19 protein-coding genes are annotated in these 24,135 nt (G+C 62.9%); 1 reads left to right on the top strand and 18 read right to left on the bottom strand.

Annotation, left to right across the window (positions count from 1 at the left end; translation table 11 throughout):
• Window positions 1-14: 14 nt before the first annotated feature.
• Together argJ and secA are read right to left on the bottom strand one after the other, a co-directional pair.
• A complete protein-coding gene (argJ, locus tag GNZ13_RS02595; RefSeq protein ID WP_172160220.1) occupies window positions 15-1,256 on the bottom strand; it encodes a bifunctional glutamate N-acetyltransferase/amino-acid acetyltransferase ArgJ in 1,242 nt (413 codons plus the stop codon).
• Window positions 1,257-1,406: 150 nt separating this feature from the next.
• The gene (gene secA, locus GNZ13_RS02600) at window positions 1,407-4,217 is read right to left on the bottom strand and encodes a preprotein translocase subunit SecA (RefSeq protein WP_172160222.1); all 2,811 of its coding nucleotides are present in this window, start codon (window positions 4,215-4,217) and stop codon (window positions 1,407-1,409) included.
• A 290-nt stretch (window positions 4,218-4,507) separates the two neighbouring features.
• On the opposite strand from secA, the gene GNZ13_RS02605 reads away from it, so the two are divergent.
• Entirely contained in the window at window positions 4,508-4,993 is a 486-nt protein-coding gene (locus GNZ13_RS02605; RefSeq protein ID WP_172160224.1) for a DciA family protein, read from the top strand.
• 80 nt (window positions 4,994-5,073) lie between these two features.
• Here the strand turns inward: GNZ13_RS02605 and lpxC are convergent, their stop codons facing one another.
• From lpxC to rsmH, 16 genes are all read right to left on the bottom strand, one after another.
• On the bottom strand, window positions 5,074-5,991 hold the full coding sequence (gene lpxC, locus GNZ13_RS02610; RefSeq protein WP_172160226.1) for a UDP-3-O-acyl-N-acetylglucosamine deacetylase: 918 nt from the start codon (window positions 5,989-5,991) through the stop codon (window positions 5,074-5,076).
• A gap of 290 nt (window positions 5,992-6,281) precedes the next feature.
• Window positions 6,282-6,785: a peroxiredoxin gene (locus tag GNZ13_RS02615; protein WP_172160228.1), complete on the bottom strand. Its 504-nt coding sequence runs from the start codon at window positions 6,783-6,785 to the stop codon at window positions 6,282-6,284.
• 249 nt (window positions 6,786-7,034) lie between these two features.
• Complete coding sequence (gene ftsZ / locus GNZ13_RS02620; RefSeq protein ID WP_172160230.1) at window positions 7,035-8,234, bottom strand: cell division protein FtsZ; 1,200 nt, start codon at window positions 8,232-8,234, stop codon at window positions 7,035-7,037.
• 131 nt (window positions 8,235-8,365) lie between these two features.
• Window positions 8,366-9,598 carry a cell division protein FtsA gene (ftsA, locus tag GNZ13_RS02625; protein ID WP_074282118.1) on the bottom strand — a complete coding sequence of 411 codons (1,233 nt, stop codon included), beginning with the start codon at window positions 9,596-9,598 and terminating at the stop codon, window positions 8,366-8,368.
• A gap of 27 nt (window positions 9,599-9,625) precedes the next feature.
• Complete coding sequence (locus tag GNZ13_RS02630) at window positions 9,626-10,378, bottom strand: cell division protein FtsQ/DivIB (protein ID WP_172160232.1); 753 nt, start codon at window positions 10,376-10,378, stop codon at window positions 9,626-9,628.
• 35 nt (window positions 10,379-10,413) lie between these two features.
• Window positions 10,414-11,355, bottom strand: a complete 942-nt coding sequence (locus GNZ13_RS02635; protein ID WP_172160266.1) for a D-alanine--D-alanine ligase — start codon at window positions 11,353-11,355, stop codon at window positions 10,414-10,416.
• Between the two features lie 5 nt (window positions 11,356-11,360).
• The gene (gene murC, locus GNZ13_RS02640; protein ID WP_172160234.1) at window positions 11,361-12,764 is read right to left on the bottom strand and encodes a UDP-N-acetylmuramate--L-alanine ligase; all 1,404 of its coding nucleotides are present in this window, start codon (window positions 12,762-12,764) and stop codon (window positions 11,361-11,363) included.
• Window positions 12,761-13,879 (bottom strand): undecaprenyldiphospho-muramoylpentapeptide beta-N-acetylglucosaminyltransferase, encoded by a 1,119-nt coding sequence (murG, locus tag GNZ13_RS02645; protein ID WP_172160236.1) that lies wholly within the window; start codon window positions 13,877-13,879, stop codon window positions 12,761-12,763. The genes murC and murG overlap by 4 nt, the downstream gene beginning before the upstream one ends.
• Before the next feature lie 121 nt (window positions 13,880-14,000).
• Window positions 14,001-15,281: a putative lipid II flippase FtsW gene (ftsW, locus tag GNZ13_RS02650; RefSeq protein WP_172160238.1), complete on the bottom strand. Its 1,281-nt coding sequence runs from the start codon at window positions 15,279-15,281 to the stop codon at window positions 14,001-14,003.
• Window positions 15,278-16,792 carry a UDP-N-acetylmuramoyl-L-alanine--D-glutamate ligase gene (murD, locus tag GNZ13_RS02655; protein WP_172160240.1) on the bottom strand — a complete coding sequence of 505 codons (1,515 nt, stop codon included), beginning with the start codon at window positions 16,790-16,792 and terminating at the stop codon, window positions 15,278-15,280. Before murD ends, ftsW begins: the two co-directional genes overlap by 4 nt.
• Before the next feature lie 23 nt (window positions 16,793-16,815).
• Complete coding sequence (gene mraY, locus GNZ13_RS02660) at window positions 16,816-17,985, bottom strand: phospho-N-acetylmuramoyl-pentapeptide-transferase (RefSeq protein WP_063497428.1); 1,170 nt, start codon at window positions 17,983-17,985, stop codon at window positions 16,816-16,818.
• A 17-nt stretch (window positions 17,986-18,002) separates the two neighbouring features.
• Window positions 18,003-19,415 carry a UDP-N-acetylmuramoyl-tripeptide--D-alanyl-D-alanine ligase gene (locus GNZ13_RS02665; protein ID WP_172160242.1) on the bottom strand — a complete coding sequence of 471 codons (1,413 nt, stop codon included), beginning with the start codon at window positions 19,413-19,415 and terminating at the stop codon, window positions 18,003-18,005.
• Entirely contained in the window at window positions 19,412-20,974 is a 1,563-nt protein-coding gene (locus GNZ13_RS02670; RefSeq protein ID WP_172160244.1) for a UDP-N-acetylmuramoyl-L-alanyl-D-glutamate--2,6-diaminopimelate ligase, read from the bottom strand. Before GNZ13_RS02670 ends, GNZ13_RS02665 begins: the two co-directional genes overlap by 4 nt.
• On the bottom strand, window positions 20,971-22,836 hold the full coding sequence (locus GNZ13_RS02675) for a peptidoglycan D,D-transpeptidase FtsI family protein (RefSeq protein ID WP_172160246.1): 1,866 nt from the start codon (window positions 22,834-22,836) through the stop codon (window positions 20,971-20,973). Before GNZ13_RS02675 ends, GNZ13_RS02670 begins: the two co-directional genes overlap by 4 nt.
• A complete protein-coding gene (gene ftsL, locus GNZ13_RS02680) occupies window positions 22,833-23,183 on the bottom strand; it encodes a cell division protein FtsL (RefSeq protein ID WP_074282108.1) in 351 nt (116 codons plus the stop codon). Before ftsL ends, GNZ13_RS02675 begins: the two co-directional genes overlap by 4 nt.
• Window positions 23,180-24,133 carry a 16S rRNA (cytosine(1402)-N(4))-methyltransferase RsmH gene (gene rsmH, locus GNZ13_RS02685; protein ID WP_172160248.1) on the bottom strand — a complete coding sequence of 318 codons (954 nt, stop codon included), beginning with the start codon at window positions 24,131-24,133 and terminating at the stop codon, window positions 23,180-23,182. The genes ftsL and rsmH overlap by 4 nt, the downstream gene beginning before the upstream one ends.
• Window positions 24,134-24,135: the final 2 nt, after the last annotated feature.

The following is a 24,135-nucleotide window of genomic DNA, read 5'->3' on the forward strand; positions in this document are numbered from 1 at the left end:
CGTAATGAACCTGGTTACGAACGATAGTCGGCGTTGATGCTCACGTAGTCGTGCGACAGATCGCAAGTCCAGATCGTGGCTTGCGCATTGCCCCGGCCGAGTACGACGCGAATGCCGATCTCGCTCTTTTTCATGACACGCTGGCCGTCTTCCTCACGGTAGGCCGGATTGCGGCCGCCGGCAGTGGCGACCAGCACGTCGTCCAGATACAGGTCGATCTTGCCGACGTCGAGATCGTCCACGCCGGCATAGCCGATGGCCGCGAGAATGCGGCCGAGATTCGGATCCGATGCATAGAAGGCCGTCTTGACGAGTGGCGAGTGGCCGATCGCGTAAGCGATCTGGCGGCATTCACCGACGCTCGAGCCGCCTTCGACATGCACGGTCATGAATTTGGTCGCGCCTTCGCCGTCGCGCACGATCAGTTGTGCGAGGGTCTGGGCGACTTCGGTCACCGCGTCGCGCAACGCTGCATAAGCGGACGAGTCGGTGGACGTGATCGCCGGCAGGCTCGATTTGCCCGAGGCGATCAGGATGAAAGAATCGTTGGTCGACGTATCGCCGTCGATCGTGATGCAGTTGAACGAGCGGTCCGCCACGTGTTTGACCAGTGCGTCGAGCACCGGCTGCGCGACGGCGGCGTCGAACGCGAGGAAACCGAGCATGGTCGCCATGTTCGGCTTGATCATGCCGGCCCCCTTACTGATGCCGGTGAGCGTGACCGTATGGCCGTCGATCGTGACCTGGCGCGAGGTGGCTTTCGGCAACGTGTCCGTGGTCATGATCGCCTGGGCGGCGTCGTACCAGTTGGCTTCCTTGCGGTTCGCCAGCGCGGCCGGCAGACCTGCCTTCAGACGATCGACCGGCAGCGGTTCCAGAATCACGCCCGTCGAAAACGGCAGAACTTGTTCCGGCGCGATGTCCACGAGACGTGCCAGTTCAGCGCAGGTTGCACGCGCATCCGCGAGGCCCGGTTCGCCCGTGCCCGCGTTCGCATTGCCGGTGTTGATCACGAGCGCGCGAATCGGCTTGCCGCCCGCACGCACGCGCTCCAGATTCTCACGACAAACCGTGACGGGCGCGGCGCAAAAGCGGTTCTGCGTGAACACGCCGCCTACCGTCGCGCCTTCGCCGACGGAAATGACCAGCACGTCCTTGCGGTTCGGCTTGCGGATATTCGCCTCCGCCCAGCCCAGCGTGACGCCGGCGACAGGATGAAGTTGAGCGGGATCGATCGAGGGGAAATTGACAGCCATGGTCGCGACCTGTCGAAGAAAATGCCGGCAGGCGCCGGCATCGAGGAAACGGAAACTGATGGCTCGGGCGTGCTGCCGATCCACCGCGAAATCACCAGCAAAGCATCGCGTAAAACGAAGCGGCGCGCTTCAAGCGCGCCGCTTTCGGCATTACGCGATCTTGCCGTGGCACTGCTTGTACTTCTTACCGCTACCGCACGGACACGGGTCGTTGCGGCCGACCTTCGGCACGCTGTCCGCGCTCAGGTCCGACGCGATGGCGTGCGACGAGCCGTGGCTCATCGCCTCGCCGATCATCGCGGCGGTAGCCGCTTCCGCGGCGGCAGGCGCTGCTGCTGCCGCTTCGGCGAATTCGGCGTGACGGAACTCGACGTTTTCGAGGTGGCTGCCTTGCTCTTCGTACTGCTCGGCGGCCTGTTCCAGCTGTTCCGGCGACTGGATCTGCACGTTCATCACCACACGGGTGACTTCGAGCTTCACGGCGTCGAGCATCGCAGCGAACAGTTCGAACGCCTCGCGCTTGTATTCCTGCTTCGGATTCTTCTGCGCGTAGCCGCGCAGATGGATACCCTGGCGCAGGTGATCGAGCGCGGCCAGATGCTCGCGCCAGCTGCGGTCCAGCGTTTGCAGCATGATCGAGCGTTCGAACGCGCTGAACGATTCGCGGCCGACCTGTTCGACCTTCGATTCGTACGCTTCGTCCGCTGCGGCTTCGACAGCTTCAAGAATCTCGTCCGCGCTGATCGAGTTCGACTCGTTGATCATTTCCTGGATCGCGAGGTCGAGCTGCCATTCGTTGCGCAGCACTTCCTCCAGCTCGGGCACGTCCCACTGCTCTTCGATGCTGCCGGCCGACACGAACTGGTGAACGATATCGGCGATCACACCATGACGCATGGCGCCGATGGTTTCGGTGATGTCGTTCGCTTCGAGCAATTCATTGCGCTGCTGGTAGATCACCTTGCGCTGATCGTTCGACACGTCGTCGTATTCGAGCAATTGCTTGCGAACGTCGAAGTTGCGCGCTTCAACCTTGCGCTGCGCCGATTCGATCGAACGCGACACGATGCCCGCCTCGATCGCCTCGCCTTCCGGCATCTTCAGGCGGTCCATGATCGCGCGCACGCGATCGCCCGCGAAAATGCGCAGCAGCGGATCTTCCAGCGACAGATAGAAGCGCGACGAACCCGGATCGCCCTGACGGCCGGCACGGCCACGCAACTGGTTGTCGATCCGGCGCGATTCGTGACGTTCGGTACCGATGATGTGCAGACCGCCCGCGGCCTTCACCTGATCGTGCAGTGCTTGCCATTCGTCGTGCAGCTTCTGGATGCGGCGTTGCTTCTCGTCGTCAGAAAGTGTTTCATCCTTTTCGATGAAAGACGCCTGCTTTTCGGCGTTGCCGCCGAGCACGATGTCGGTACCGCGACCGGCCATGTTCGTGGCGATCGTGACACGCTTCGGACGGCCAGCTTCGGCGACGATCTCAGCTTCACGCGCGTGCTGCTTGGCGTTCAGCACTTCGTGCGGCAACCCGCCCTGCTTCAGCAGATGCGACAGCAGTTCCGAGTTTTCGATCGACGTCGTGCCGACCAGCACCGGCTGACCGCGCTCGTGGCAATCGCGGATGTCGCGGATCACCGCGTCATAACGCTCCTTGGCGGTCTTGTAGATCTGATCCTGCTTGTCGATCCGCTTCGGCGGACGGTTGGTCGGGATCACGACCGTTTCGAGACCGTAGATCTCGTTGAATTCGTACGCTTCGGTATCGGCCGTACCGGTCATGCCGGACAGCTTCGCGTACATACGGAAGTAGTTCTGGAACGTGATCGACGCGAGCGTCTGATTCTCGCTCTGGATCTTGACGTGTTCCTTCGCCTCAACCGCCTGGTGCAAGCCATCCGACCAGCGGCGACCCGACATCAGACGGCCGGTGAATTCGTCGACGATCACGACTTCGCCGTTCTGCACGACGTAGTGCTGATCCTTGAAGAACAGCGTGTGCGCGCGCAGTGCGGCGTACACGTGGTGCATCAGCGTGATGTTCTGCGGCGCGTACAGGCTTTCGCCATCGCCGATCAGGCCCCATTCGGCGAGCAGACGCTCGGCCTTTTCGTGGCCCGATTCCGTCAGGAAGACCTGGCGGCCTTTCTCGTCCAGCGTGTAGTCGCCCGGCTTTTCCACGCCGGTGCCGTCCGCCTTCTCTTCGCCGATCTGGCGTTCGAGCAGCGGCGGCAACGCGTTCATGCGCACGTAGAGTTCGGTGTGATCTTCGGCCTGGCCGGAGATGATCAGCGGCGTACGGGCTTCGTCGATCAGGATCGAGTCGACCTCGTCGACCACCGCGAAATTCAGGGCTCGCTGCACGCGCGCATCGGTCTCGTAGACCATGTTGTCGCGCAGGTAGTCGAAGCCGAATTCGTTGTTGGTGCCGTAAGTAATGTCAGCGGCATACGCTTCCTGCTTCGCGCCATGATCCATCTGCGACAGATTGATGCCGACCGACAGACCCAGGAAGTTGTACAGACGCGCCATCCATTCGGCGTCGCGCTGAGCCAGGTAATCGTTGACCGTGACGACGTGCACGCCGCGGCCGGACAGCGCATTCAGGTACACCGGCAGCGTGGCGACGAGCGTCTTGCCTTCGCCGGTGCGCATTTCGCCGATCTTGCCGTAGTGCAGGACCATGCCGCCGATCAGCTGCACGTCGAAGTGGCGCATTTTCAGCGTCCGCTTGCTGGCCTCGCGGCACACCGCGAAGGCTTCGGGCAGGAGCTTGTCGAGCGACTCGCCACTCGCGATGCGCTGGCGGAATTCACCCGTTTTGGCGCGCAGTTGATCATCCGTCAATTGCTCGATCTGCGGCTCGAGCGCATTGATCGCCGTGACGGTCTTTTGATATTGCTTGACTAGCCGCTGATTGCGGCTGCCAAAAATCTTCTGTAGAAAACCGGTGGTCATCGGATCGGTGTCTGCGTCGCGGCTTCGGCTGGTTCGCGGCGTGCGGTTCGTGCACGTGCGCTCCGGGGTCGGAAGGGCCTCGGCGGCTTAGTCCAAGAGTGAATTCGAATCGCGCATTTTAGCACGCGCCCCCGCCCGCGCCTGTGTCAGCAGTGCGACGGCGGCAAGGCTCAGAGAGCCTGCCGCAGCGAGCTCCGGCAGTACGCATTGAGGCGGGTCCGCGTGCATCCCGCGCGGTACAATCGCGGCGTAAGCGCACATCGGGTGCGAACACGCCGTCACGACCAAACATGAGCCGTTTTCCGTCCTTTTCAAGGCCGCCGCCCAAGCAGTTCAAAGCGCGCCGCCCGCAGCCCGTCGCCGAAGTGCTGAATCGCACCGACGCGTTCGTGGCGCTGCGCGCGGGCGTCGAGCAGATTGCGGCGCTGGAAAAGGATTTGCGCGAGCTGCTGCCCGATTATCTGGCAACCAGCGTCGAGCCGAGCTTCATCAAGGAAGGCGTGCTGGCCCTATTTGCCGGGCACAACGCACTAGCCGCCCGCCTGCGCCAGATTGAGCCGCGCTTGCTGTCTGATCTGCAGCAGCGCGGCTGGCCGATCAATGCGCTGCGGATTCGCGTGCGGCCGCAGCCCCTGAAGGAGCCGCCGCCGGTCAAGCAGGCGCGCATGACGCCGGCCGGTGCGGACGCGCTGCAAGCGCTCTCCGAATCGCTCGCGCCCTCGCCGCTGCAGGAAGCTTTGGCGAAAATGGCAGCGCGGCATCGGCGGAATCGCTGAACAAAAAATAAGCGGCCCAGATGGGCCGCTTATTTTTCATCCATTCGCTTCGGAAATTTCATCCGAAGGCGCTACGCAAATTACGCAAACGCCGTCTGCGTTTCGTACGCAAAGCCGCGCGGCGCCTTTTGCGTATCGTCGAACGTGACGACTTCGTACGCATCTTCATGCGCCAGCAGCTCGCGCAACAGCGCGTTGTTCAGGCCGTGGCCCGACTTGTACGCCGTGTACGAAGCCAGCAACGGATGGCCGACCACGTACAGATCACCGATCGCGTCGAGCATCTTGTGCTTCACGAATTCGTCGTCGTAACGAAGGCCGTCGTTGTTCAGAATGCGGTATTCGTCAAGCACGATGGCGTTATCCATGCTGCCGCCGCGTGCCAAACCGAGTTCGCGCATCATTTCCACTTCGTGCGCAAAGCCGAACGTACGTGCACGGGCAATTTCCCGCACATACGACGTATTGGCAAAATCCACTTCCAGCGCCTGGCCGGTTTTATCCACGGCCGGGTGACGGAAATCGATGGTGAATTTGAGCTTGAAGCCGAAATACGGATCCAGACGCGCGAATTTATCGCCGTCACGAATTTCCACCGGCTTGGTGACCTTGATGAATTTCTTCGGCGCGTTCTGCTCTTCAATACCGGCCGACTGAATCAGAAACACGAACGAACCCGCACTGCCGTCCATGATCGGAATTTCTTCCGCGGTGACGTCGACATAAAGGTTATCGATGCCGAGGCCCGCGCATGCGGACATCAAATGCTCGACGGTCGACACGCGCGCGCCGTCTTTCTGCAACACGGAAGCCAGACGCGTATCGCCGATCGCCATTGCCGATGCAGGGATGTCCACCGGCGTGGCCAAATCCACGCGCGAAAACACGATACCGGTATCCGGCGCCGCCGGACGGAGCGTCAAGTCGACTTTGCGGCCGGAGTGCAGGCCGATGCCGACTGTCTTGACGATTGATTTGATTGTGCGCTGCTTCAACATGGTGATCTTCTATTCGATTGAAAATCCCAATCGGGACTTTTTATTCCATAGCGCGAAGTATACTCCAATACCCTAAGGAGCGTCTTTGCGCGGAACGTATCAATCTGTTTCGCTGCATTACCCAATGGGCGCCCGTCAGGGAAAGCGTGACGGGCCGATGTCCGGAACGGAGGCGTTTCCGGTCATCGGCCCGCGTAACGGCCCGTCACAAAAGCGTCTTATACGCCGTTGCCCTGATACAACGCGGTAACCGCGCAGGCTCGGGGCGAAGGCATAGAACGCAACCGTAACTAGCTCAACGTAGCGAGGATACTCCCTGCATCGCTGACTTCGAATTTGCCGGCAGCCTCGACGTTCAACGTCTTGACCACGCCGTCGTCGACAACCATCGCGTAGCGCTGGGAACGGATTCCCATGCCACGCGCCGACAAATCCTGCTCAAGACCGAGCGCCCGCGTGAAAGCCGCACTGCCATCCGCCATCATGCGCACCTTGCCCGAGGCGTGCTGATCGCGTCCCCACGCGCCCATTACGAACGCGTCGTTGACGGACACGCACCAGATCTCGTCGATGCCAAGCGCGCGCAACTGCTCGGCGCGCTCGACGTAACCCGGTACATGTTTGGCCGAACAGGTCGGCGTGAACGCACCCGGCAACCCGAAGATCACCACGCGCTTACCCGCCGTCTGCTCGCGCACGTCGAAGCTGTTAGGCCCCAGCGTGCAACCCGCACGCGCGTCTTCGACGAACTCGAAGAGCGTCGCGTCGGGCAGCTTCTCACCTGTTTGAATCATGCTCAGTCCTTTGCATCGATGCGAAGCATCGCTCGCACGTTGTCGTGTCGCAGTGAATTCAGCGTCTGCCCAACAAAGGCTCCGCCATCCGGCGACAGTTGCCCCATCCGCTTCGCGAATCCGAAGAGGGCACTAGTCCTTGCCGCGAATCAGACGATACGCGGCTTGTTCGCCGTTCACCCGCCACGCTCGTGCATTCGTTCGCCCGCGCTACTAAACCAGCGCGGCAACGAAAGCCTGCTCGTGCGCTCAGTCCGCCTGCTTGCGCAGGAATGCCGGAATGTCGTACGTATCGACGCCCTTTTCCTGCAGCGCCTGCACGTGCGAAGCCGCCGTATCGCGCGACGTGCGCCACACAGCCGGCGTATCCAGCGCGCCGTAATCGGCCGTGCTTGCATGATGCGAGGACGACGGTGTGTAAGCCGCGTGCGCGCCGATCGGCTGGTTATCCGTGCCGGTGCGCAGGAGCGTCATCGGTGCCGATTGCTGCTTCTTCGCCGCACGGCCCAGACCCGTTGCCACGACCGTCACGCGCAGCGCGTCGCCCATAGCATCGTCGTACACCGCGCCGAAGATCACGGTTGCGTCTTCTGCAGCATAGCTCTTGATGGTGTTCATCACTTCGCGCGTTTCCGACAGACGCAGCGAACGGCTCGACGTGATGTTGACCAGCACGCCACGCGCGCCCGACAGATCCACACCCTCCAGCAGCGGGCTGGCCACAGCCTGCTCGGCAGCCAGACGTGCGCGATCGACGCCGGCAACCGTCGCCGTGCCCATCATCGCCTTGCCCTGCTCGCCCATCACCGTCTTCACGTCTTCGAAGTCGACGTTCACCAGACCGTCGACGTTGATGATTTCCGCGATGCCGGCAACTGCGTTGTTCAGAACGTCGTCTGCGCACTGGAAGCACTTGTCCATCTCGGCGTCATCGCCCATCACCTCGAACAGCTTGTCGTTCAGAACGACGATCAGCGAGTCGACGTGATCCTCCAGTTGCTGCGAACCAGCTTCTGCGACGCGCATCCGCTTGCCGCCTTCGAATTCGAACGGCTTGCTGACCACGCCAACAGTCAAGATACCCATTTCCTTGGCGATCTGCGCGACCACCGGTGCTGCACCCGTGCCCGTGCCGCCACCCATACCGGCGGTGATGAACACCATGTGTGCGCCGCGCAGTGCGTCGGCGATGCGCTCACGTGCTTCTTCTGCTGCCGCGCGGCCCATTTCCGGCTTGGCGCCAGCGCCAAGACCCGTGTTGCCGAGCTGGATCACCGCAGAAGCGCGCGAACGCGACAGAGCCTGCGCGTCCGTGTTCATCACGATGAAGTCGACGCCTTGCACGCCTTTGTTGATCATGTGCTGAACGGCATTGCCGCCAGCGCCACCTACTCCGATCACCTTGATAATGGTGCCGTTCGTTTCGGTTTCCAGCATCTGGAATTCCATGTTGCCTCCGTCAAGATAAAAAATTACAGCCACTCGGCCGTTATTCGGCAGGAGATCGGGCAACCCCCTGTCGCGCGCCAGCCGCCGGCACCAGCGCGAGTTTTCGAAATCTGTTCTGAAAAGCGAATTCGTTAGAAGTTGCCGAGGAACCAGTCTTTCATTCGCGTGAAGACCTGGCCCATCGACCCCGACTGCACTGCGACCTTGCGGCCGCGCATCCGTTGCGAGCGTCCTTCGAAGAGCAGACCCATCGCCGTCGAATAACGCGGGTTACGCACGACATCGGCGAGACCGCCCGCGTATTCCGGCACGCCGATGCGCACCGGCTTCAGGAAAATGTCCTCGCCGAGTTCGACCATGCCGAGCATCATCGACGCGCCGCCGGTCAGCACCACGCCGGAGCTCAGTAGTTCTTCGTAACCCGACTCGCGCACCACCTGCTGCACGAGCGAAAACAGTTCTTCGACACGCGGTTCGACCACCGCCGCCAATGCCTGGCGCGACAGCGTGCGCGGGCCGCGCTCGCCGAGACCCGGCACTTCGATCATTTCGTCCGGATCGGCGAGAGCCTGCTTCGCAATGCCGTAGTCGACCTTGATGTCTTCCGCGTCCGGCGTCGGCGTGCGCAAGGCCATTGCGATGTCGCTCGTGATCTGGTCGCCGGCGATCGGAATCACCGCCGTGTGACGAATCGCGCCTTCACTGAAAATCGCGATGTCCGTCGTGCCGCCGCCGATATCGACCAACACTACGCCCAGCTCCTTCTCGTCTTCCGTCAGCACCGCCAGCGACGAAGCGAGCGGCTGCAGGATCAGATCGTTCACTTCGAGCCCGCAGCGGCGCACGCACTTGACGATGTTCTGCGCCGCGCTCACCGCACCGGTGACGATATGCACCTTCACTTCCAGGCGGATGCCGCTCATGCCAATCGGCTCGCGCACGTCTTCCTGCCCGTCGATGATGAATTCCTGCGTCAGGATGTGCAGCACTTGTTGATCGGTCGGGATGTTGATCGCCTTCGCCGTCTCGATCACACGCGCAACGTCCGTCTGCGTGACTTCCTTTTCCTTGATCGCCACCATGCCGCTCGAGTTGAAGCTGCGGATATGGCTGCCGGCGATCCCGGTAAATACGTTCGTGATCTTGCAGTCGGCCATCAGCTCGGCCTCTTCGAGCGCGCGCTGAATGGACTGCACGGTGGCTTCGATGTTCACCACCACGCCCTTCTTGAGCCCCTTCGATTCGCTCTGGCCGAGGCCGATCACCTCGTAGTGACCCTCGCCCTTCAACTCGGCGACGATAGCCACTACCTTCGACGTCCCAATGTCGAGGGCGACCAGCAGATCTTTATAGTCTTTACTCATAGCGTGCTCATTGCGTGTGATGTCCGTTTACTTCTTGCCCTTATCGGGTTCGCTGATAAAGCGCATGCCAGCGGCACGAATCGCGAAACCGTTCGGATAGCGCAAGTCCGCATACTCGATATCCTTTCCCCAACGTTGCGTCACCGCGTTCCACGCCGCGGTCAGGCGGCGGCTCCGATCGAGCAGCGTGTCCTGATTGCGCTCGCGCCCAAGTTCCACTTGCATGCCGTTCGACAGCTTCACCGTCCACGCGTAACGCGGCGAAAGCGTGACTTCTTCGGGCGTTGCGCCCAACGGCGCAAACCACTTCTTGAAGTCGCTATAACGCGCGACGACTTCTTTTGCCGTACCGTCCGGGCCGTCGAACGCGGGCAGCTCTTCTTCGAGCTCACCCTGGTTCGCGGTGAACAGGTCGCCGTCCACGCTCACCAGCTGATCGCTGCCCCACGTTCCTAGCGGTTTGTACTCTTCAAGCGTGACAGCCAGCGCATTCGGCCAGACTCGCCGCACGCTCGCGTGACGCACCCATGGCATCTGCTCGAACGCCTGCCGTGCGACGTCGAGATCCACCGTAAAAAAATTGCCCTTTAACCGCCCTACTACGCCGGCGCGCACCGTCGGCGAATTGATGTGCTCGGTGTCGCCGTCGATCTGGATTTCGCGCAGCGCGAAATTCGGACGCTGGATCAACCAGTAACCGCCAGCCGCCAGCAGCACGAGCACCAGCAACGCATGCAATGCGTTGGCGGCGAGATTGAGCTGGCGAACGTTGTTCCACATGGTGTTGCTTTCGGGTCGCCCCGGTTAGTCCTTTGTTAGTCCTTGAGCGTCAGCGCCAACACGCCGACAACCAGTTCCTGATAGCTGATACCCACCGCGCGCGCCGCTTTCGGCGGCAGCGAGTGATCGGTCATCCCAGGCGCCGTGTTCACTTCGAGAAAATACGGGTTGCCGTCCGCGTCGAGCATGAAATCGGCGCGCCCCCAATCGGTGCACCCGAGCACGTCGAACGCGCGGCGCGCCAGCACTTTCAGGCGCGTTTCTTCGTCGGCCGCCAGACCACACGGAATCAGGTACTGCGTGTCGTTGGCGATGTACTTCGCGTGGTAGTCGTAGAACTCGCCGGCCGGCACGATGCGGATCACCGGCAGATCCAGATCTCCGGCAATGCATGCCGTGTATTCGCCGCCACCTTCGATGCTCTTTTCCACCACGACGATCTTGTCGTACTTGACCGCTTCGAGCAGCGCTGCGGGCAATGCGTCGGCGCTTTTCACCTTGATCACCGCGACACTCGAACCTTCGCTGGCCGGCTTCACGAACAGCGGCAAGCCGAGCTTCGCGACGATGTCTTTCGCACGTGCTTCGTAGTCGTCGCCGCGCAGCACGGCCTCGAACGGCGGCGTCGGAATACCGAGTTGCTGCCACACGAGCTTGGTGCGGAACTTGTCCAGACCGAGCGCCGAGCCGAGTACGCCGCTACCGGTGTAACGGATGCCGTAAAAATCCAGCGCGCCCTGGATCTGGCCGTTCTCACCGTAGCCGCCGTGCAGCGCGTTGAACGCGCGCACAAAGCCTTCTTCCTTCAACGCAGCGAGCGGGCGCTCGGCCGGATCGAACGGATGCGCGTCGATACCGGCATCGCGCAGACCTTGCAACACGAGGCGGCCGGAATTGAGCGACACCTCGCGCTCGGCGGAATCGCCACCGAGCAGCACTGCCACTTTGCCGAATTGTTTGGGGTCGATGCTGCTCATTTCACTCATACCTTCGTTTCTTGCGCGAGGCGACCCGGCACACCGCCGATCGAACCCGCGCCCATCGTGATCACCACATCGCCGTCGCGCACCACTGCTGAGAGCGCGTCCGGCACTTCATCCACCGTATCGACAAACACCGGTTCAACCTTGCCTGCGACACGCAGAGCGCGCGCCAATGCACGGCCGTCCGCCGCGACGATCGGCGCTTCACCGGCCGAATAGACTTCGGTCAGCACAAGGGCGTCGACGGTCGACAGCACTTTCACAAAATCTTCGAAGCAATCGCGCGTGCGCGTGAAGCGGTGCGGCTGGAATGCCAGCACCAGACGCCGCCCCGGAAACGCGCCGCGCGCCGCCGCCACCGTTGCCGCCATTTCGACCGGGTGATGACCGTAATCGTCGACCAGCGTGTACGCGCCGGCAGCTTTGCCTTCCGACACGACCGGCACTTCGCCGTAACGCTGAAAGCGCCGGCCCACGCCGTTAAAATCTGCCAGCGCTCGCTGGATATCGGCATCTTTCACTTCAAGTTCAGTCGCAATTGCGATTGCGGCCAAAGCGTTCTGCACGTTGTGCTCGCCAGGCAGGTTCAAGACGATGTCGATCGGCGCAGCGTCTTCGCGCATTGCCGTGAAATGCATCTTGCCGCCGTGCGCTTCGACGTTGACCGCGCGCACTTGCGCGTCCGACGCAAAACCGTAACGGATGATTGGCTTCGACACGAACGGCAGAATCTCCTTCACGTTCGGATCGTCGACGCACAGCACCGCGATCCCGTAGAACGGCAAACGGTGCGTGAATTCGATGAACGCCTGTTTGAGCCGCGCGAAGTCGTGCCCGTAGGTGTCCATGTGATCGGCGTCGATGTTCGTGATGACCTCGATCACCGGGAACAGATTCAGGAACGACGCATCCGACTCGTCCGCTTCGGCGACGATGAAATCGCCCGTACCCAGACGCGCATTCGCGCCCGCGCTGATCAAGCGGCCACCAATCACGAACGTCGGATCGAGCCCGCCCGCCGCCAGCACGCTCGCCACCAGCGAAGTGGTCGTGGTCTTGCCGTGCGTGCCGGCAATCGCGATGCCCTGCTTCAGGCGCATCAGTTCCGCGAGCATCACCGCGCGCGGCACGATCGGAATGCGGCGATGACGCGCGGCCAGCACTTCCGGGTTGTCACTGCGCACCGCAGTGGAAACGACCACGGCGTTCGCGCCTTCGATGTTCTCCGCCGCGTGGCCAATCGCGATCCGCGCGCCGAGTGCGGCGAGGCGATCGGTGACCGCGTTGCTCGACAAGTCCGAGCCGCTCACCTGATAGCCGAGGTTGACCAGCACCTCCGCGATGCCGCTCATGCCGACACCGCCGATGCCGACAAAGTGAATATGTTTGACGATGTGTTTCATTGCTTTCCTTCTGGGCTCGCGCCCGAAATCGAACCCGCCACGGTCGCGCAAATCTTCGCGACCTGTTCCGTGGCGTCGGGTTTCGCGAGCGAGCGCGAACGCTCTGCCATCTCTGCGAGGGTCTCTCGCGTCTGGCTGCGCAACCAGTCGGCGAGTGTTGCCGCCGACAGATCGCGTTGCTGCACGACCAGCGCCGCGCCGTTGTCGGCGAGGAACGCTGCATTAGTGGTTTGATGATCGTCTACTGCAAACGGGAACGGTACGAAGAACGCCGCCACCCCTACTGCTGCAATCTCTGACACCGTCATCGCGCCCGAACGGCAGATCACCAGATCCGCGTTCGCGTACGCGCTCGTCATGTCGTCGATGAAAGGCAAGAGCTCTACATCGGCGCCGGCTTGCAGGCCCGCCGCCGCATAGTTCTCACGCAGTGCTTCAATATGCTTCGCGCCCGCCTGATGCACGATGCGCGGACGTTCATTCGGCGCCAGCAGCGCAACCGCGCGCGGCACCACTTCGTTCAATGCCGCCGCACCCAGACTGCCGCCCACCACCAGCACGTTCAGCGGACCGCTGCGCTCTGCGTAGCGTGCTTTGGGTGCAATTGCGCGTGCAAGTTCCGCACGAATCGGGTTTCCGGTCCATTCGCCGTGCGGTAGCGCATTCGGAAATGCAACCAGCACGCGTTTCGCGACTTTCGCGAGCACCTTGTTGGCGAGACCCGCAATCGAATTCTGTTCATGCAGCACCAGCGGACGGCCGCTCAACGCGGTCATCAAGCCCGCCGGGAACGTGATGTAACCGCCCATGCCGAGCACGACGTCCGGCTTCACGCGACGCAGCACGCTCAGACTCTGCGAGCAGGCGCGCAGCAGATTCAGCGGCAACATGAGCTTCGTCTTCAGGCCCTTGCCGCGCAGTCCGCCGAAGCGCACGTATTCCATCGGGATGCCGTGCTTCGGCACCAGCGTGGCTTCCATGCCCGCGGGATTGCCGAGCCATACGACCTTCCAGCCCCACGCCTGCATCAGGTGCGCGACCGCGAGCCCCGGGAACACATGTCCCCCGGTGCCACCGGCCATCACCATCAGCGTGCGTTGCGGGAGAGCCGTCATACTTTGCCCCCACGCATCAACATGAATGGGAAATCGTTTTGGCTCCGGCCGCTGCGCTTAACTTCGCGCGCTTTGCGCACGAAGTTAGCCTTCGCCGAAATCGTGCGCTGCTGCATGGGGGTCATACCTTCCCCCCACGCATCAGCACACGATTTTCATAGTCCACACGCATCAATACGGCCACTGCCACGCAGTTCAGCACGATGCCCGAACCGCCGTAGCTGACGAGCGGCAACGTGAGACCTTTAGTCGGCAGGAGGCCGAGGTTCACGCCCATGTTGATAAAGGTCTGCGCGCCGAACCAGATGCCGATGCCCTTCGCGACCAGCCCGGCAAACGTGCGATCGAGTGCGAGCGCCTGACGGCCGATCTCAAACGAGCGGCGCACGATCCAGTAAAACATCAGGATCACGACGAGCACGCCGACAAAACCGAGTTCCTCGCCGATCACCGCGAGGATGAAGTCGGTATGCGCTTCCGGCAGATAGTTGAGCTTCTCGACGCTGCCGCCCAAGCCCACGCCAAACCACTCGCCCCGCCCGAAAGCGATCAGCGAGTGCGTCAATTGATAGGCCTTGCCCTGCGCGTAACGGTCGTCCCACGGATCGAGGTAAGCGAAAATCCGTTCACGACGCCACGGCGACGCCCACACCAGTAAGCTGAACGTACCGACCGCGGTGGCCACAAGCCCGCCGAACAGCTTGCCGTTCACGCCGCCGAGGAACAGCACACCCATCGCGATCGCGGCGATCACCATGAACGCGCCCATGTCCGGTTCGAGCAGCAGCAACGCGCCGACGAGACCCACCGCCACCGCCATCGGCAGAAAGCCCTTGGCGAAGCTGTGCATGTATTCCTGTTTGCGCACCGTGTAGTTCGCCGCGTAAATCGTCACGGCCAGCTTCATGATTTCCGACGGCTGCATATTCGTGATGCCGAGCGGAATCCATCGGCGCGCGCCGTTCACGCCCTTACCGACGTGCGGGATCAACACGATCACCAGCGCGGCCAGCGAAATCAGAAACAGCTTCGGCGCGTACTTATCCCACGTCGAGATCGGGATGCGGAACGACACGACGCCGATCACCGAGCCCATCACCACGAAAATGATCTGGCGCACGAGGAACGCGTAATCGCGGTACGACGCGTACTTCGGCGAATCGGGCATCGCGATCGACGCCGAATACACCATCACGACGCCGAGCCCGAGCAACGCGACGACCACCCACAGCAACGAGTGATCGTAGTCGAGCATCCGCGAGCGCAGCGGACGCACACCGTTCACGGCGCTCGCGAGACCACTGCCGCCAGTGCGACCGGAGGTGCGGCGCGCGCTACCCGTATCACCATCGCCGGCACGGGAGCCGGCCAGGCGCGAACCGAAGCGTTCCGACCAGCTCATATCATCGTCCCCCGTTCAGCCGCGATGTCTTCCACCGTGCTGCGAAAAACCGCCGCGCGATGTGCGTAACCCTTGAACATGTCGAAGCTCGCGCAAGCCGGCGACAGCAGCACGGCGTCCCCTGGCTGCGCCAATGCGGTGGCGGCCCGCGTCGCTTCTTCGAGCGTCGCGTGGTCGGTCATCGCGATGCCTGTGTCTTCCAGCGCGGCGCGGATCTGCGGTGCGTCGCGGCCGATCAGCATCACGGCGCGGCACCAACGCATCACCGGTGCAGCGAGCGGTTCGAAATCCTGGCCCTTTCCGTCGCCGCCGGCGATCAGCACCGCGCGTTGCGCGAGACCGTCGAGCGCGGCAACCGTCGCGCCGACGTTGGTGCCCTTGCTGTCGTCCACGTAATCGACGCCTTCGATAGACGCGATCAATTCCACGCGATGCGGTTCGCCACGGTATTCGCGCAGGCCATGCAGGAGCGGCGCGCCTGGCAGACCGATGGCGCGCGCCAGTGCATACGCAGCCAATGCGTTTGCCGCGTTGTGCAGGCCGCGAATGCGCAGCGCGTCCGCCGGCATCAGACGTTTGAGCGCGATGTTCTTCGGTGCCGCCACTTCGTTCTTGCGACGGCGCGTCGGCGCAGGTTCGTCGCTGACGTCACGATCGTGCGCTTCGACCAGCCAGATCATGCCGTTGTCGCGCAACAGACCATAATCGCCGTCGTTCTTCGGCTCGGTGACGCCGAAGGTGATTATCGCTGCATCACCGTCCGCCGAAGGAGCAAGCGCCATCACGCGCGAGTCGTCGCGGTTCAGCACGCGCACGGTTTGTGTACCGAAGATGCGCCCCTTCGCGGCGGCGTACGCATCGAGGCCGCCGTGCCAATCCAGGTGATCCTGCGTGATGTTCAGCACGACGGCTGCGTCTGGCGAAAACGTATGCGCGGTTTCCAGCTGGAAGCTCGACAGCTCCAGCACCCACACATCGGGCAACGCGGTGTTGTCGATCGCTTCGCTGAGCTTGTCCAGCGCGGCCGGGCTGATGTTGCCCGCCACTGCGACCTTCTTGCCGGCGCGTTCGCACAGCAGGCCGGTGAGGCTCGTCGTCGTGGTCTTGCCGTTGGTGCCGGTAATAGCAATCACCTTCGGCGCGTAACCGCTTTCTCCGAGCGTCTTCAACGCTTGCGCAAAGAATTCGAGTTCACCCCACACGGGGATGTCCTGCTCACGCGCCGCCGAGATCAGCGGCAGCAAGTCGGCGGCGAGCGGCGACAAACCCGGGCTGATCGCCAGGAGTTCGACGCCTTCGAGCAACGAGAGCGAGAACGGGCCGCCGACGAATTCGGCATCGACGCCGTGCGCTTCCAGCGCGGACAGGTTCGGCGGCACCTCGCGCGTATCGGCCACACGCAGCCGACAGCCGTGCCGCGCGCACCAGCGCGCCATTGCGAGACCGGATTCACCGAGTCCCAGCACGAGCACCATCGGCTTTTGCCGATCCCGAAACTTCTCGCCAAACATCGCCTGCTTCCCCTAAATACGACTTAACGCAACTTGAGCGTGGACAAACCGAACAGACACAGCATCAGTGTGATGATCCAGAAACGCACGACCACCTGCGTTTCCTTCCAGCCCGACAATTCAAAATGGTGATGCAGCGGCGCCATCTTGAAGAGACGGCGCCCTTCGCCGAAGCGGCGCTTGGTGAACTTGAACCACGTGACCTGCAGCATCACGGAGAGCGTCTCCGCGACGAAAATGCCGCCCATGATGAAGAGCACGATTTCCTGACGCACGATCACCGCGACCGTGCCGAGCGCGCCGCCCAGCGCCAATGCGCCGACGTCGCCCATGAACATCTGCGCCGGGTGCGTGTTGAACCAGAGGAACGCGAGCCCTGCCCCTCCCATCGCCGAACAGAAGATCAGCAATTCGCCCGCACCGGCGATATGCGGAAACAGCAGGTACTTCGAATAGACCGAGCTACCCATCACATACGCGAACACCCCGAGCGATGCGCCGACCAGCACGACCGGCATGATCACGAGGCCGTCGAGACCGTCGGTGAGATTGACCGCGTTGCTCGCGCCGACGATCACCAGATACGTCAGGACGATGAAGCCCCACACGCCGAGCGGATAGCTGATCGACTTGACGAACGGCAGCAACAGATCGGCGCGCGCCGGCAAGCCCATCGACAAGCCGCTACGCACCCACGCCATGAACAGATCGAACACGCGCACGTTGCTCGCTTCGGACACGCTGAACGCGAGATACACCGCCGCGAACAGGCCGATCACCGACTGCCAGAAATACTTTTCGCGCGACGACATCCCGCGCGGGTCCTTGTAGACCACCTTGCGGTAATCGTCGACCCAGCCGATCACGCCGAAACCGAACGTAACCAGCATCACGATCCAGATGAAGCGGTTGGTCAGATCGGCCCACAACAGCGTCGCCACGGCAATGCCGAGCAGGATCAGCACGCCGCCCATGGTCGGCGTTCCGGATTTGACGAGGTGCGTTTGCGGACCGTCTTTACGAACGGCCTGGCCGACCTTCATCGCGGTCAGCTTGCGGATCACCGCCGGGCCACAGACGAGCCCGATCAGCAGCGCGGTGATGGTGGCCATCACCGCACGGAAAGTCAGATAACTGAACACGCGCAAGAAGCTTGCGTCATTCTGCAGCCATTGCGCCAGCGCCAGTAGCATGCTTCGGTCCTTCTATTTCAATGTGCAGCGGGCGTATTGCCCGCTGCGTTGGGTTGTGGACTCGTTACGGCGTCCACCACGCGTTCCATTTGCATGAAGCGCGAGCCTTTCACGAGAAGCGTTGCAGCGGGGCCGAAACCGCCTTGCTGCAATTGCGCGACCAGCGTGCCAACATCGGCCACGTGATGCGCGCCCGTGCCATACGCGGTGCAGGCGTCGCGCGAGGCGTCGCCCATCGCGTACAGCGCGTCGATGCCGCGCTCTTTTGCGTAGGCACCGATTTCGCGGTGGAACGCCGGGCCGTTGTCGCCGACTTCACCCATGTCGCCCATCACCAGCACGCGCGGTGATTCGCGCGACGCGAGCACGTCGATCGCCGCACGCATCGAGTCGGGATTCGCGTTGTAGGTGTCGTCGATCACGGTTGCGCCGGCGAGTGTGCCGAGCGCGGCGCGCTTCACCTGCAAACGACCCTTCACGGCGCCGAACGATTCGAGGCCGCGCTTGATCGCGTCGAGCGACACGCCTGCGGCGAGCGCGGCCGAAGTCGCGGCCAACGCGTTGTGCGCGTTGTGGTTGCCGAGCACTTGCAGCGTGACGTCGATGTGGCCTTCCGGCGTGTCGATGCTCAGAACGTTGTCCGTGAACGTGCCGGTTACGGCGGCCTCGGTCACGCGCTCGGGGGCGTTCAACGCGAAGTCGATGATGCGATTGCCGGTTGCCGCGACGCGCCAGATGCTCGCGTAGGCATCGTCAGCAGGGAACACGGCGACACCTTCCGGCGTCAGCGCGTGAATCACGCTGGCATGTTCGAGTGCGACGGCTTCGACCGTCGCCATGAATTCCTGATGCTCGCGCTGTGCGTTGTTCACCACCGCGACCGTCGGCTCGGCGATCTTCGCGAGCAGCGAGGTCTCTCCCGGATGGTTCATGCCGAGTTCGACCACCGCCAGTTGATGCGCGGCGTGCAGACGGAACAGCGTAAGCGGCAAGCCGATATCGTTGTTGAAGTTGCCAGCAGTCGCGAGGCGTGTATCCGCGCCGACCGCAGCGGCGAAGATCGACGCGATCATTTCCTTGACCGTGGTCTTGCCATTGCTACCTGTCACGGCGACGAGCGGCATCGTGAACTTGCGGCGCCAACCGCGTGCAAGTGCGCCGAGCGCGACACGCGTATCGGCCACGCGCAACGCGGGCACATGCCAGTCACCAGGCGTGCGCGTCAGCAACACGGCTGTGACGTTGCGCGACGCGACTTCCGGCAGGAAATCGTGCGCGTCGAAACGGTCACCCTTGATCGCGACGAACAGATCGCCCGGACCGGCACTACGACTGTCGGTCGAAACGCGTTCGAACGTGACACTATCGTCACCCAGCACGGTTGCGCCGGGGATCAGCGCAGCGGCGTCACGCAGCGAGAACATGGTCATTCGCCACCCCCGCGTGCGTGCGTCGCCCGTGCGGCGAGCGCAAGGCGAGCATGGTCCTGATCGGAAAACGCGCGTTTCTTACCCATGATTTCCTGTGTTGCTTCGTGCCCCTTGCCGGCCAGCACGATGACGTCTTCGCGCGCGGCGCAGCGGATCGATTGCAGGATCGCACTTGCGCGGTCCTCGATGCGACGGGCCTTCGACGCGTCTTTCATGCCCGCGGCGATCTGCTCGATGATCGATTGCGGATCTTCGCTGCGCGGGTTGTCGCTGGTCACGACGACGCCGTCGGCGATCCTCTCGGCGATTGCGCCCATCAGCGGACGCTTGGTCGCGTCACGGTCTCCGCCGCACCCGAACATGCAGATCAGTTGGCCACCGCGTGCGGCCGCCATCGGGCGCAGTGCTTCCAGGGTCTTTTCCAGCGCATCCGGCGTGTGCGCGTAATCGATCACGACGAGCGGCTCATCGTTCTGCAAGCGGCCGCCGAGGCGTTGCATGCGGCCATTTACCGGCTCGAGCTTCGCCAGTTCGGCAAGCGCGGCGTCGAAGGGTACGTCGGCGGCGAGCAATGCGCCGAGTACGCCGAGCAGATTGCTGACGTTGAATGCGCCGAGCGTTTGCACTTCGACATCGGCGTTGCCCCAGTCTGACGTGGTCAGATGAAACGCGGTGCCGGTCGCGGTTGCGCGCACATTCGAGGCGAGCAGCAACGCCCCGGCGCCCGACGCGTCGGCTTGCGGCGTGTCTTTGTGCGCTTCGTCGAGGCCGTAGGCGATCGTGCGGGTATGGCCCTTCGTGCTCACGAGCAGGCGGCGACCGGCGGCATCGTCACGGTTGATTACCGCGGCGCGCAGGTCCGGCCAGGCGAATAGACGCGCCTTGGCGGTTTCGTAGGCATCGAACGTGCCGTGATAGTCGAGGTGGTCTTGCGTGAGATTCGTGAACACGGCGATGTCGAACGCCGTGCCGTTCACGCGGCCTTGATGCAAGGCGTGCGACGACACTTCCATCGCCACCGCTTGAGCACCGGCGTCGCGCAACTGCGCGAGACTGCGTTGAAGTTGCGGCGCGTCAGGCGTCGTGAAGCCGGTGTGCACGAGGTCACCCGGCAGACCGGTGCCGAGCGTCCCGATGATCGCGCAACGTTTGCCGAGCGCGGTGAGCGCCGCGGAAATCCATTGGCTGCACGAAGTCTTGCCGTTTGTCCCGGTGATGCCGATCGTCAGCATGCCGTCGCTCGGATCGCTATACCAGGCGCTCGCAATCGAACCGGCGAGTTCGTTCAACGCCGGCACGGCCAGCGTTGTGGACGGATCGATCACGCCGCCAAAGCCTTCGGGCTGAACCAGCACGGCTGCTGCGCCACGCTCGATCGCGCCGTCGATGAACGGGCGGTTGTCCGCCCCGTCGACCGCATAGGCGAAAAACGCGTCGCCCGCAGCGATCGAGCGCGTGTCGGCGTGCAGATGCGCGCCTGGCTGCACACGAGCGTGCAGCCAGTTGAGTGCGTCGGCGATCTGCCGGTGCGCTGGATGTTTCTTGCGCAGCGCGCTCATCGCACAACTCCGGGATGGCTTTTCGCGTTGGCGGAGATCGTCATTTTCTTCGCGCCAGCGCTAGTGGAAAGTTTCTTGACCGTTGCGGGCGAGGGCGGTGCGCTCGGCGCCGCAGGCGCCGAATCGTCCGACACGACCATCTGCTTGACCGGCATATCCGGCGGCACATTCAGCGAACGCAGCGTATCGCCGACGATCGCCGAGAACACCGGACCGGACACCTGACCGCCGAAGTGGCTACCCGCCGTCGGTTCGTCGACCGACACGGCGACGACAATGCGCGGATTCGGCATTGGCGCCATACCGACGAACGAGGCGCGGTACTTGGAGTGGTCGTAGCCGTGAGCGCCGTGCTTGTATGCGGTACCGCTCTTGCCGCCGACGCGATAGCCCGGCACGGCCGCATCCGGCGACGTGCCGCCCGGCGCCGTGACGGTTTCGAGCATCGCGCGCACTTCGCGGGCGGTGGTGGGCGCGAAAATTTGCGGCCCCGTTGCCGGTTGATCGCCCGGCGTGCGGAAAATCGACACCGGCATGATCTCGCCGTCATGCGCGATCGCGGTGTACGCACGGCCCAACTGGAACAGCGACACCGACAAGCCGTAGCCGTACGACATGGTCGCCTGTTCGATGCGGCGCCAGCTCTTCCACGGACGCAGACGGCCCGCCGCCGCGCCCGGGAAGCCGACCTTCGGCGCCTGGCCGAGACCGATGCTGGTGTACATGTTCCACATCTCTTCGGGCTTAAGCTGCATGGCGATCTTCGTCGCGCCGATGTTGCTCGACTTCTGGATCACGCCGCCCACCGTCAGCACGCCAAACGCGCTGTCGTCGGTAATCGGCGCGCCGTCGAGCACAAAGCGGCCCGGCCCCGTATCTACCAGTGTAGTCGGCGTCACACGGTGCAGGTCGAGTGCGAGCGACACCGTGAACGGCTTCATGATCGAGCCCGGCTCGAAGGTGTCCGTGAGAATGCGGTTGCGCAGCTGGTCGCCCGTGAGGTGCGAACGGTCGTTCGGGTTGTACGTCGGGTAGTTAACCAGCGCGAGCACTTCGCCGGTCCGCACGTCGATCACCATCGCCGCGCCAGCCTTCGCCTTGAATTTCTCGACGGCCGCTTTCAGGTTCGTATACGCGATGTACTGGATCTTGCTGTCGATCGAGAGATCGACGTCCTGGCCGTTGTGCGGCACGACCTGCTCGTCCACATCTTCGATGATGTGGCCCATGCGGTCTTTAATGACGCGGCGGCTGCCCGACATGCCGGCGAGCAACTTCTGGTCGCCGAGTTCGACGCCTTCCTGGCCTTCGTCTTCCACGTTGGTGAAGCCGATCAGGTGAGCCGTGATCTCGCCTTCCGGATAGAAGCGCTTGTACTCGTCGCGTGCGTAAATGCCGGGGATATCCAGCGCGTTGACTTTTTCGGCGACGTCGACCGGCACCTGGCGCTTCACGTAGACGAAGTTCTTGTCCTCCGACAGCTTGGCGCGCAGTTCCTTGTTCGTCATGTCGAGCAGCTTGCCGAGCTGGTTCAGCTTGTCGGCGCCGAGGTCGTCCGGCACCGAGTCGGGAATCGCCCAGATCGCGCGCACCGGCAGGCTCGTGGCAAGCACGAGGCCGTTGCGGTCGAGAATCTTGCCGCGCGTGGCCGGCAGTTCAAGCCGGCGTTGATAGCGGATCTCACCCTGCTTCTGATAAAAGGCATTGCCCGGCCCCTGAATCCAGAAGGCGCGCGCGGTCAGCGCGACAAACGCCATGAACAGCATGAACACGACGAGTTTCGAGCGCCACATGGGCAGGCGCACCGACAGAATCGGGTTCGCCGAAAAGGCGACGCTTTTGCGAGTCGACGATTTTTTCATCGCACGCCTCCGCGACGGGTCGCAACCGGCGCCGAGGCCGGGCCGGAAGTCGGGATCGGCGCGTCCTCAGCCTTGGCGGCGCCCGGATCGAGCGTCAGGTATTGGGTGCGCCCGGTCGTGACCGATTGCATCTTCAGAGAATCAGTGGCGATCTGCTCGATGCGCGAAGTCTTCGACAACGCGCTCTGCTGATATTGAAGCTGTGAATAATCCTGCTGCAGCTGGTGCTCCTGCGATTGCGCGCGCTGCAACTGGATAAAAATCTGACGCTGCTGATTGGTTGCGTTGACGACAGACAAAGCGCAACCCATCACGATCATCAGCAAGAAGATATTGAGGCGATTCATGGTGCGATCCGCTCCGCCACACGCATCACGGCAGAACGGGCGCGCGGGTTCGCGGCGACTTCAGCGTCGCTTGCGAACACGCGGCCGATGATTTTGAGCGGCGGGCTCGGCAGATCGACTGCACGGATCGGCAGACGGCGGTCCACCGCAGGCGTACTGGCGTGCGCCTGCATGAATCGCTTGACGATCCGGTCCTCGAGCGAATGAAAGCTGATGACCACCAGCCGCCCCCCTTGCTCCAACAGCGACAACGCTGCTTCTAAAACGACTTGCAGCTCCGCAAGCTCTTGATTGATGTGAATCCGTATAGCTTGAAAGGTGCGGGTTGCCGGATCCTTGCCCTTCTCACGGGTTTTGACGACGTTAGCCACGATTTGGGCAAGCTCGCCCGTGCTGACGAGAGGCCCAAGACGGTCGGACTCTGCCCGGCGAGCAACAAGCGCCTTTGCAATCTGAAAAGCAAACCGTTCTTCCCCATAATCTCGTATCACCTCCGTCAGTTCCTGCACCGTGGCCCGCGCCAGCCAGTCAGCGGCAGACTCGCCGCGCGTCGGGTCCATCCGCATGTCGAGCGGGCCGTCGGCGCGGAAACTGAAACCCCGCTCCGGATCGTCGACTTGCGGCGACGACACGCCCAGATCCAGCAAAATGCCCGACACCCGCCCTACTCCGCGCTCCGCAATCGCCTCGCGCAGTGAAGCAAAACTCTCGTGCACGATGCCAAAGCGCGGATCGGCAATCTGCTGTGCCGTGGCGATGGCGAGCGGGTCTTTGTCGAACGCAATCAGGCGCCCAGATTCACCCAGCTTCTCCAACACCAACCGGCTATGACCGCCGCGTCCGAACGTACCGTCCACATACACGCCGTCCGCGCGTGTGACCAGCGCTTCAACCGCTTCTTCCAGCAGCACCGTGCGATGCTGCAATTCGTTTCCCATCGCAGGTGCCATAT

Source organism: Paraburkholderia elongata (genome assembly GCF_013177735.1).
GTDB classification, from domain to species: Bacteria; Pseudomonadota; Gammaproteobacteria; order Burkholderiales; family Burkholderiaceae; genus Paraburkholderia; species Paraburkholderia elongata.

Bases quoted from the DNA above. Each gene is read 5' to 3' on its own strand.
- argJ (WP_172160220.1), bottom strand. From the start codon at position 1,256: ATGGCTGTCAATTTCCCCTCGATCGATCCCGCTCAACTTCATCCTGTC.
- secA (WP_172160222.1), bottom strand. From the start codon at position 4,217: ATGACCACCGGTTTTCTACAGAAGATTTTTGGCAGCCGCAATCAGCGG.
- GNZ13_RS02605 (WP_172160224.1), top strand. From the start codon at position 4,508: ATGAGCCGTTTTCCGTCCTTTTCAAGGCCGCCGCCCAAGCAGTTCAAA.
- lpxC (WP_172160226.1), bottom strand. From the start codon at position 5,991: ATGTTGAAGCAGCGCACAATCAAATCAATCGTCAAGACAGTCGGCATC.
- GNZ13_RS02615 (WP_172160228.1), bottom strand. From the start codon at position 6,785: ATGATTCAAACAGGTGAGAAGCTGCCCGACGCGACGCTCTTCGAGTTC.
- ftsZ (WP_172160230.1), bottom strand. From the start codon at position 8,234: ATGGAATTCCAGATGCTGGAAACCGAAACGAACGGCACCATTATCAAG.
- ftsA (WP_074282118.1), bottom strand. From the start codon at position 9,598: ATGAGTAAAGACTATAAAGATCTGCTGGTCGCCCTCGACATTGGGACG.
- GNZ13_RS02630 (WP_172160232.1), bottom strand. From the start codon at position 10,378: ATGTGGAACAACGTTCGCCAGCTCAATCTCGCCGCCAACGCATTGCAT.
- GNZ13_RS02635 (WP_172160266.1), bottom strand. From the start codon at position 11,355: ATGAGCAGCATCGACCCCAAACAATTCGGCAAAGTGGCAGTGCTGCTC.
- murC (WP_172160234.1), bottom strand. From the start codon at position 12,764: ATGAAACACATCGTCAAACATATTCACTTTGTCGGCATCGGCGGTGTC.
- murG (WP_172160236.1), bottom strand. From the start codon at position 13,879: ATGACGGCTCTCCCGCAACGCACGCTGATGGTGATGGCCGGTGGCACC.
- ftsW (WP_172160238.1), bottom strand. From the start codon at position 15,281: ATGAGCTGGTCGGAACGCTTCGGTTCGCGCCTGGCCGGCTCCCGTGCC.
- murD (WP_172160240.1), bottom strand. From the start codon at position 16,792: ATGTTTGGCGAGAAGTTTCGGGATCGGCAAAAGCCGATGGTGCTCGTG.
- mraY (WP_063497428.1), bottom strand. From the start codon at position 17,985: ATGCTACTGGCGCTGGCGCAATGGCTGCAGAATGACGCAAGCTTCTTG.
- GNZ13_RS02665 (WP_172160242.1), bottom strand. From the start codon at position 19,415: ATGACCATGTTCTCGCTGCGTGACGCCGCTGCGCTGATCCCCGGCGCA.
- GNZ13_RS02670 (WP_172160244.1), bottom strand. From the start codon at position 20,974: ATGAGCGCGCTGCGCAAGAAACATCCAGCGCACCGGCAGATCGCCGAC.
- GNZ13_RS02675 (WP_172160246.1), bottom strand. From the start codon at position 22,836: ATGAAAAAATCGTCGACTCGCAAAAGCGTCGCCTTTTCGGCGAACCCG.
- ftsL (WP_074282108.1), bottom strand. From the start codon at position 23,183: ATGAATCGCCTCAATATCTTCTTGCTGATGATCGTGATGGGTTGCGCT.
- rsmH (WP_172160248.1), bottom strand. From the start codon at position 24,133: ATGGCACCTGCGATGGGAAACGAATTGCAGCATCGCACGGTGCTGCTG.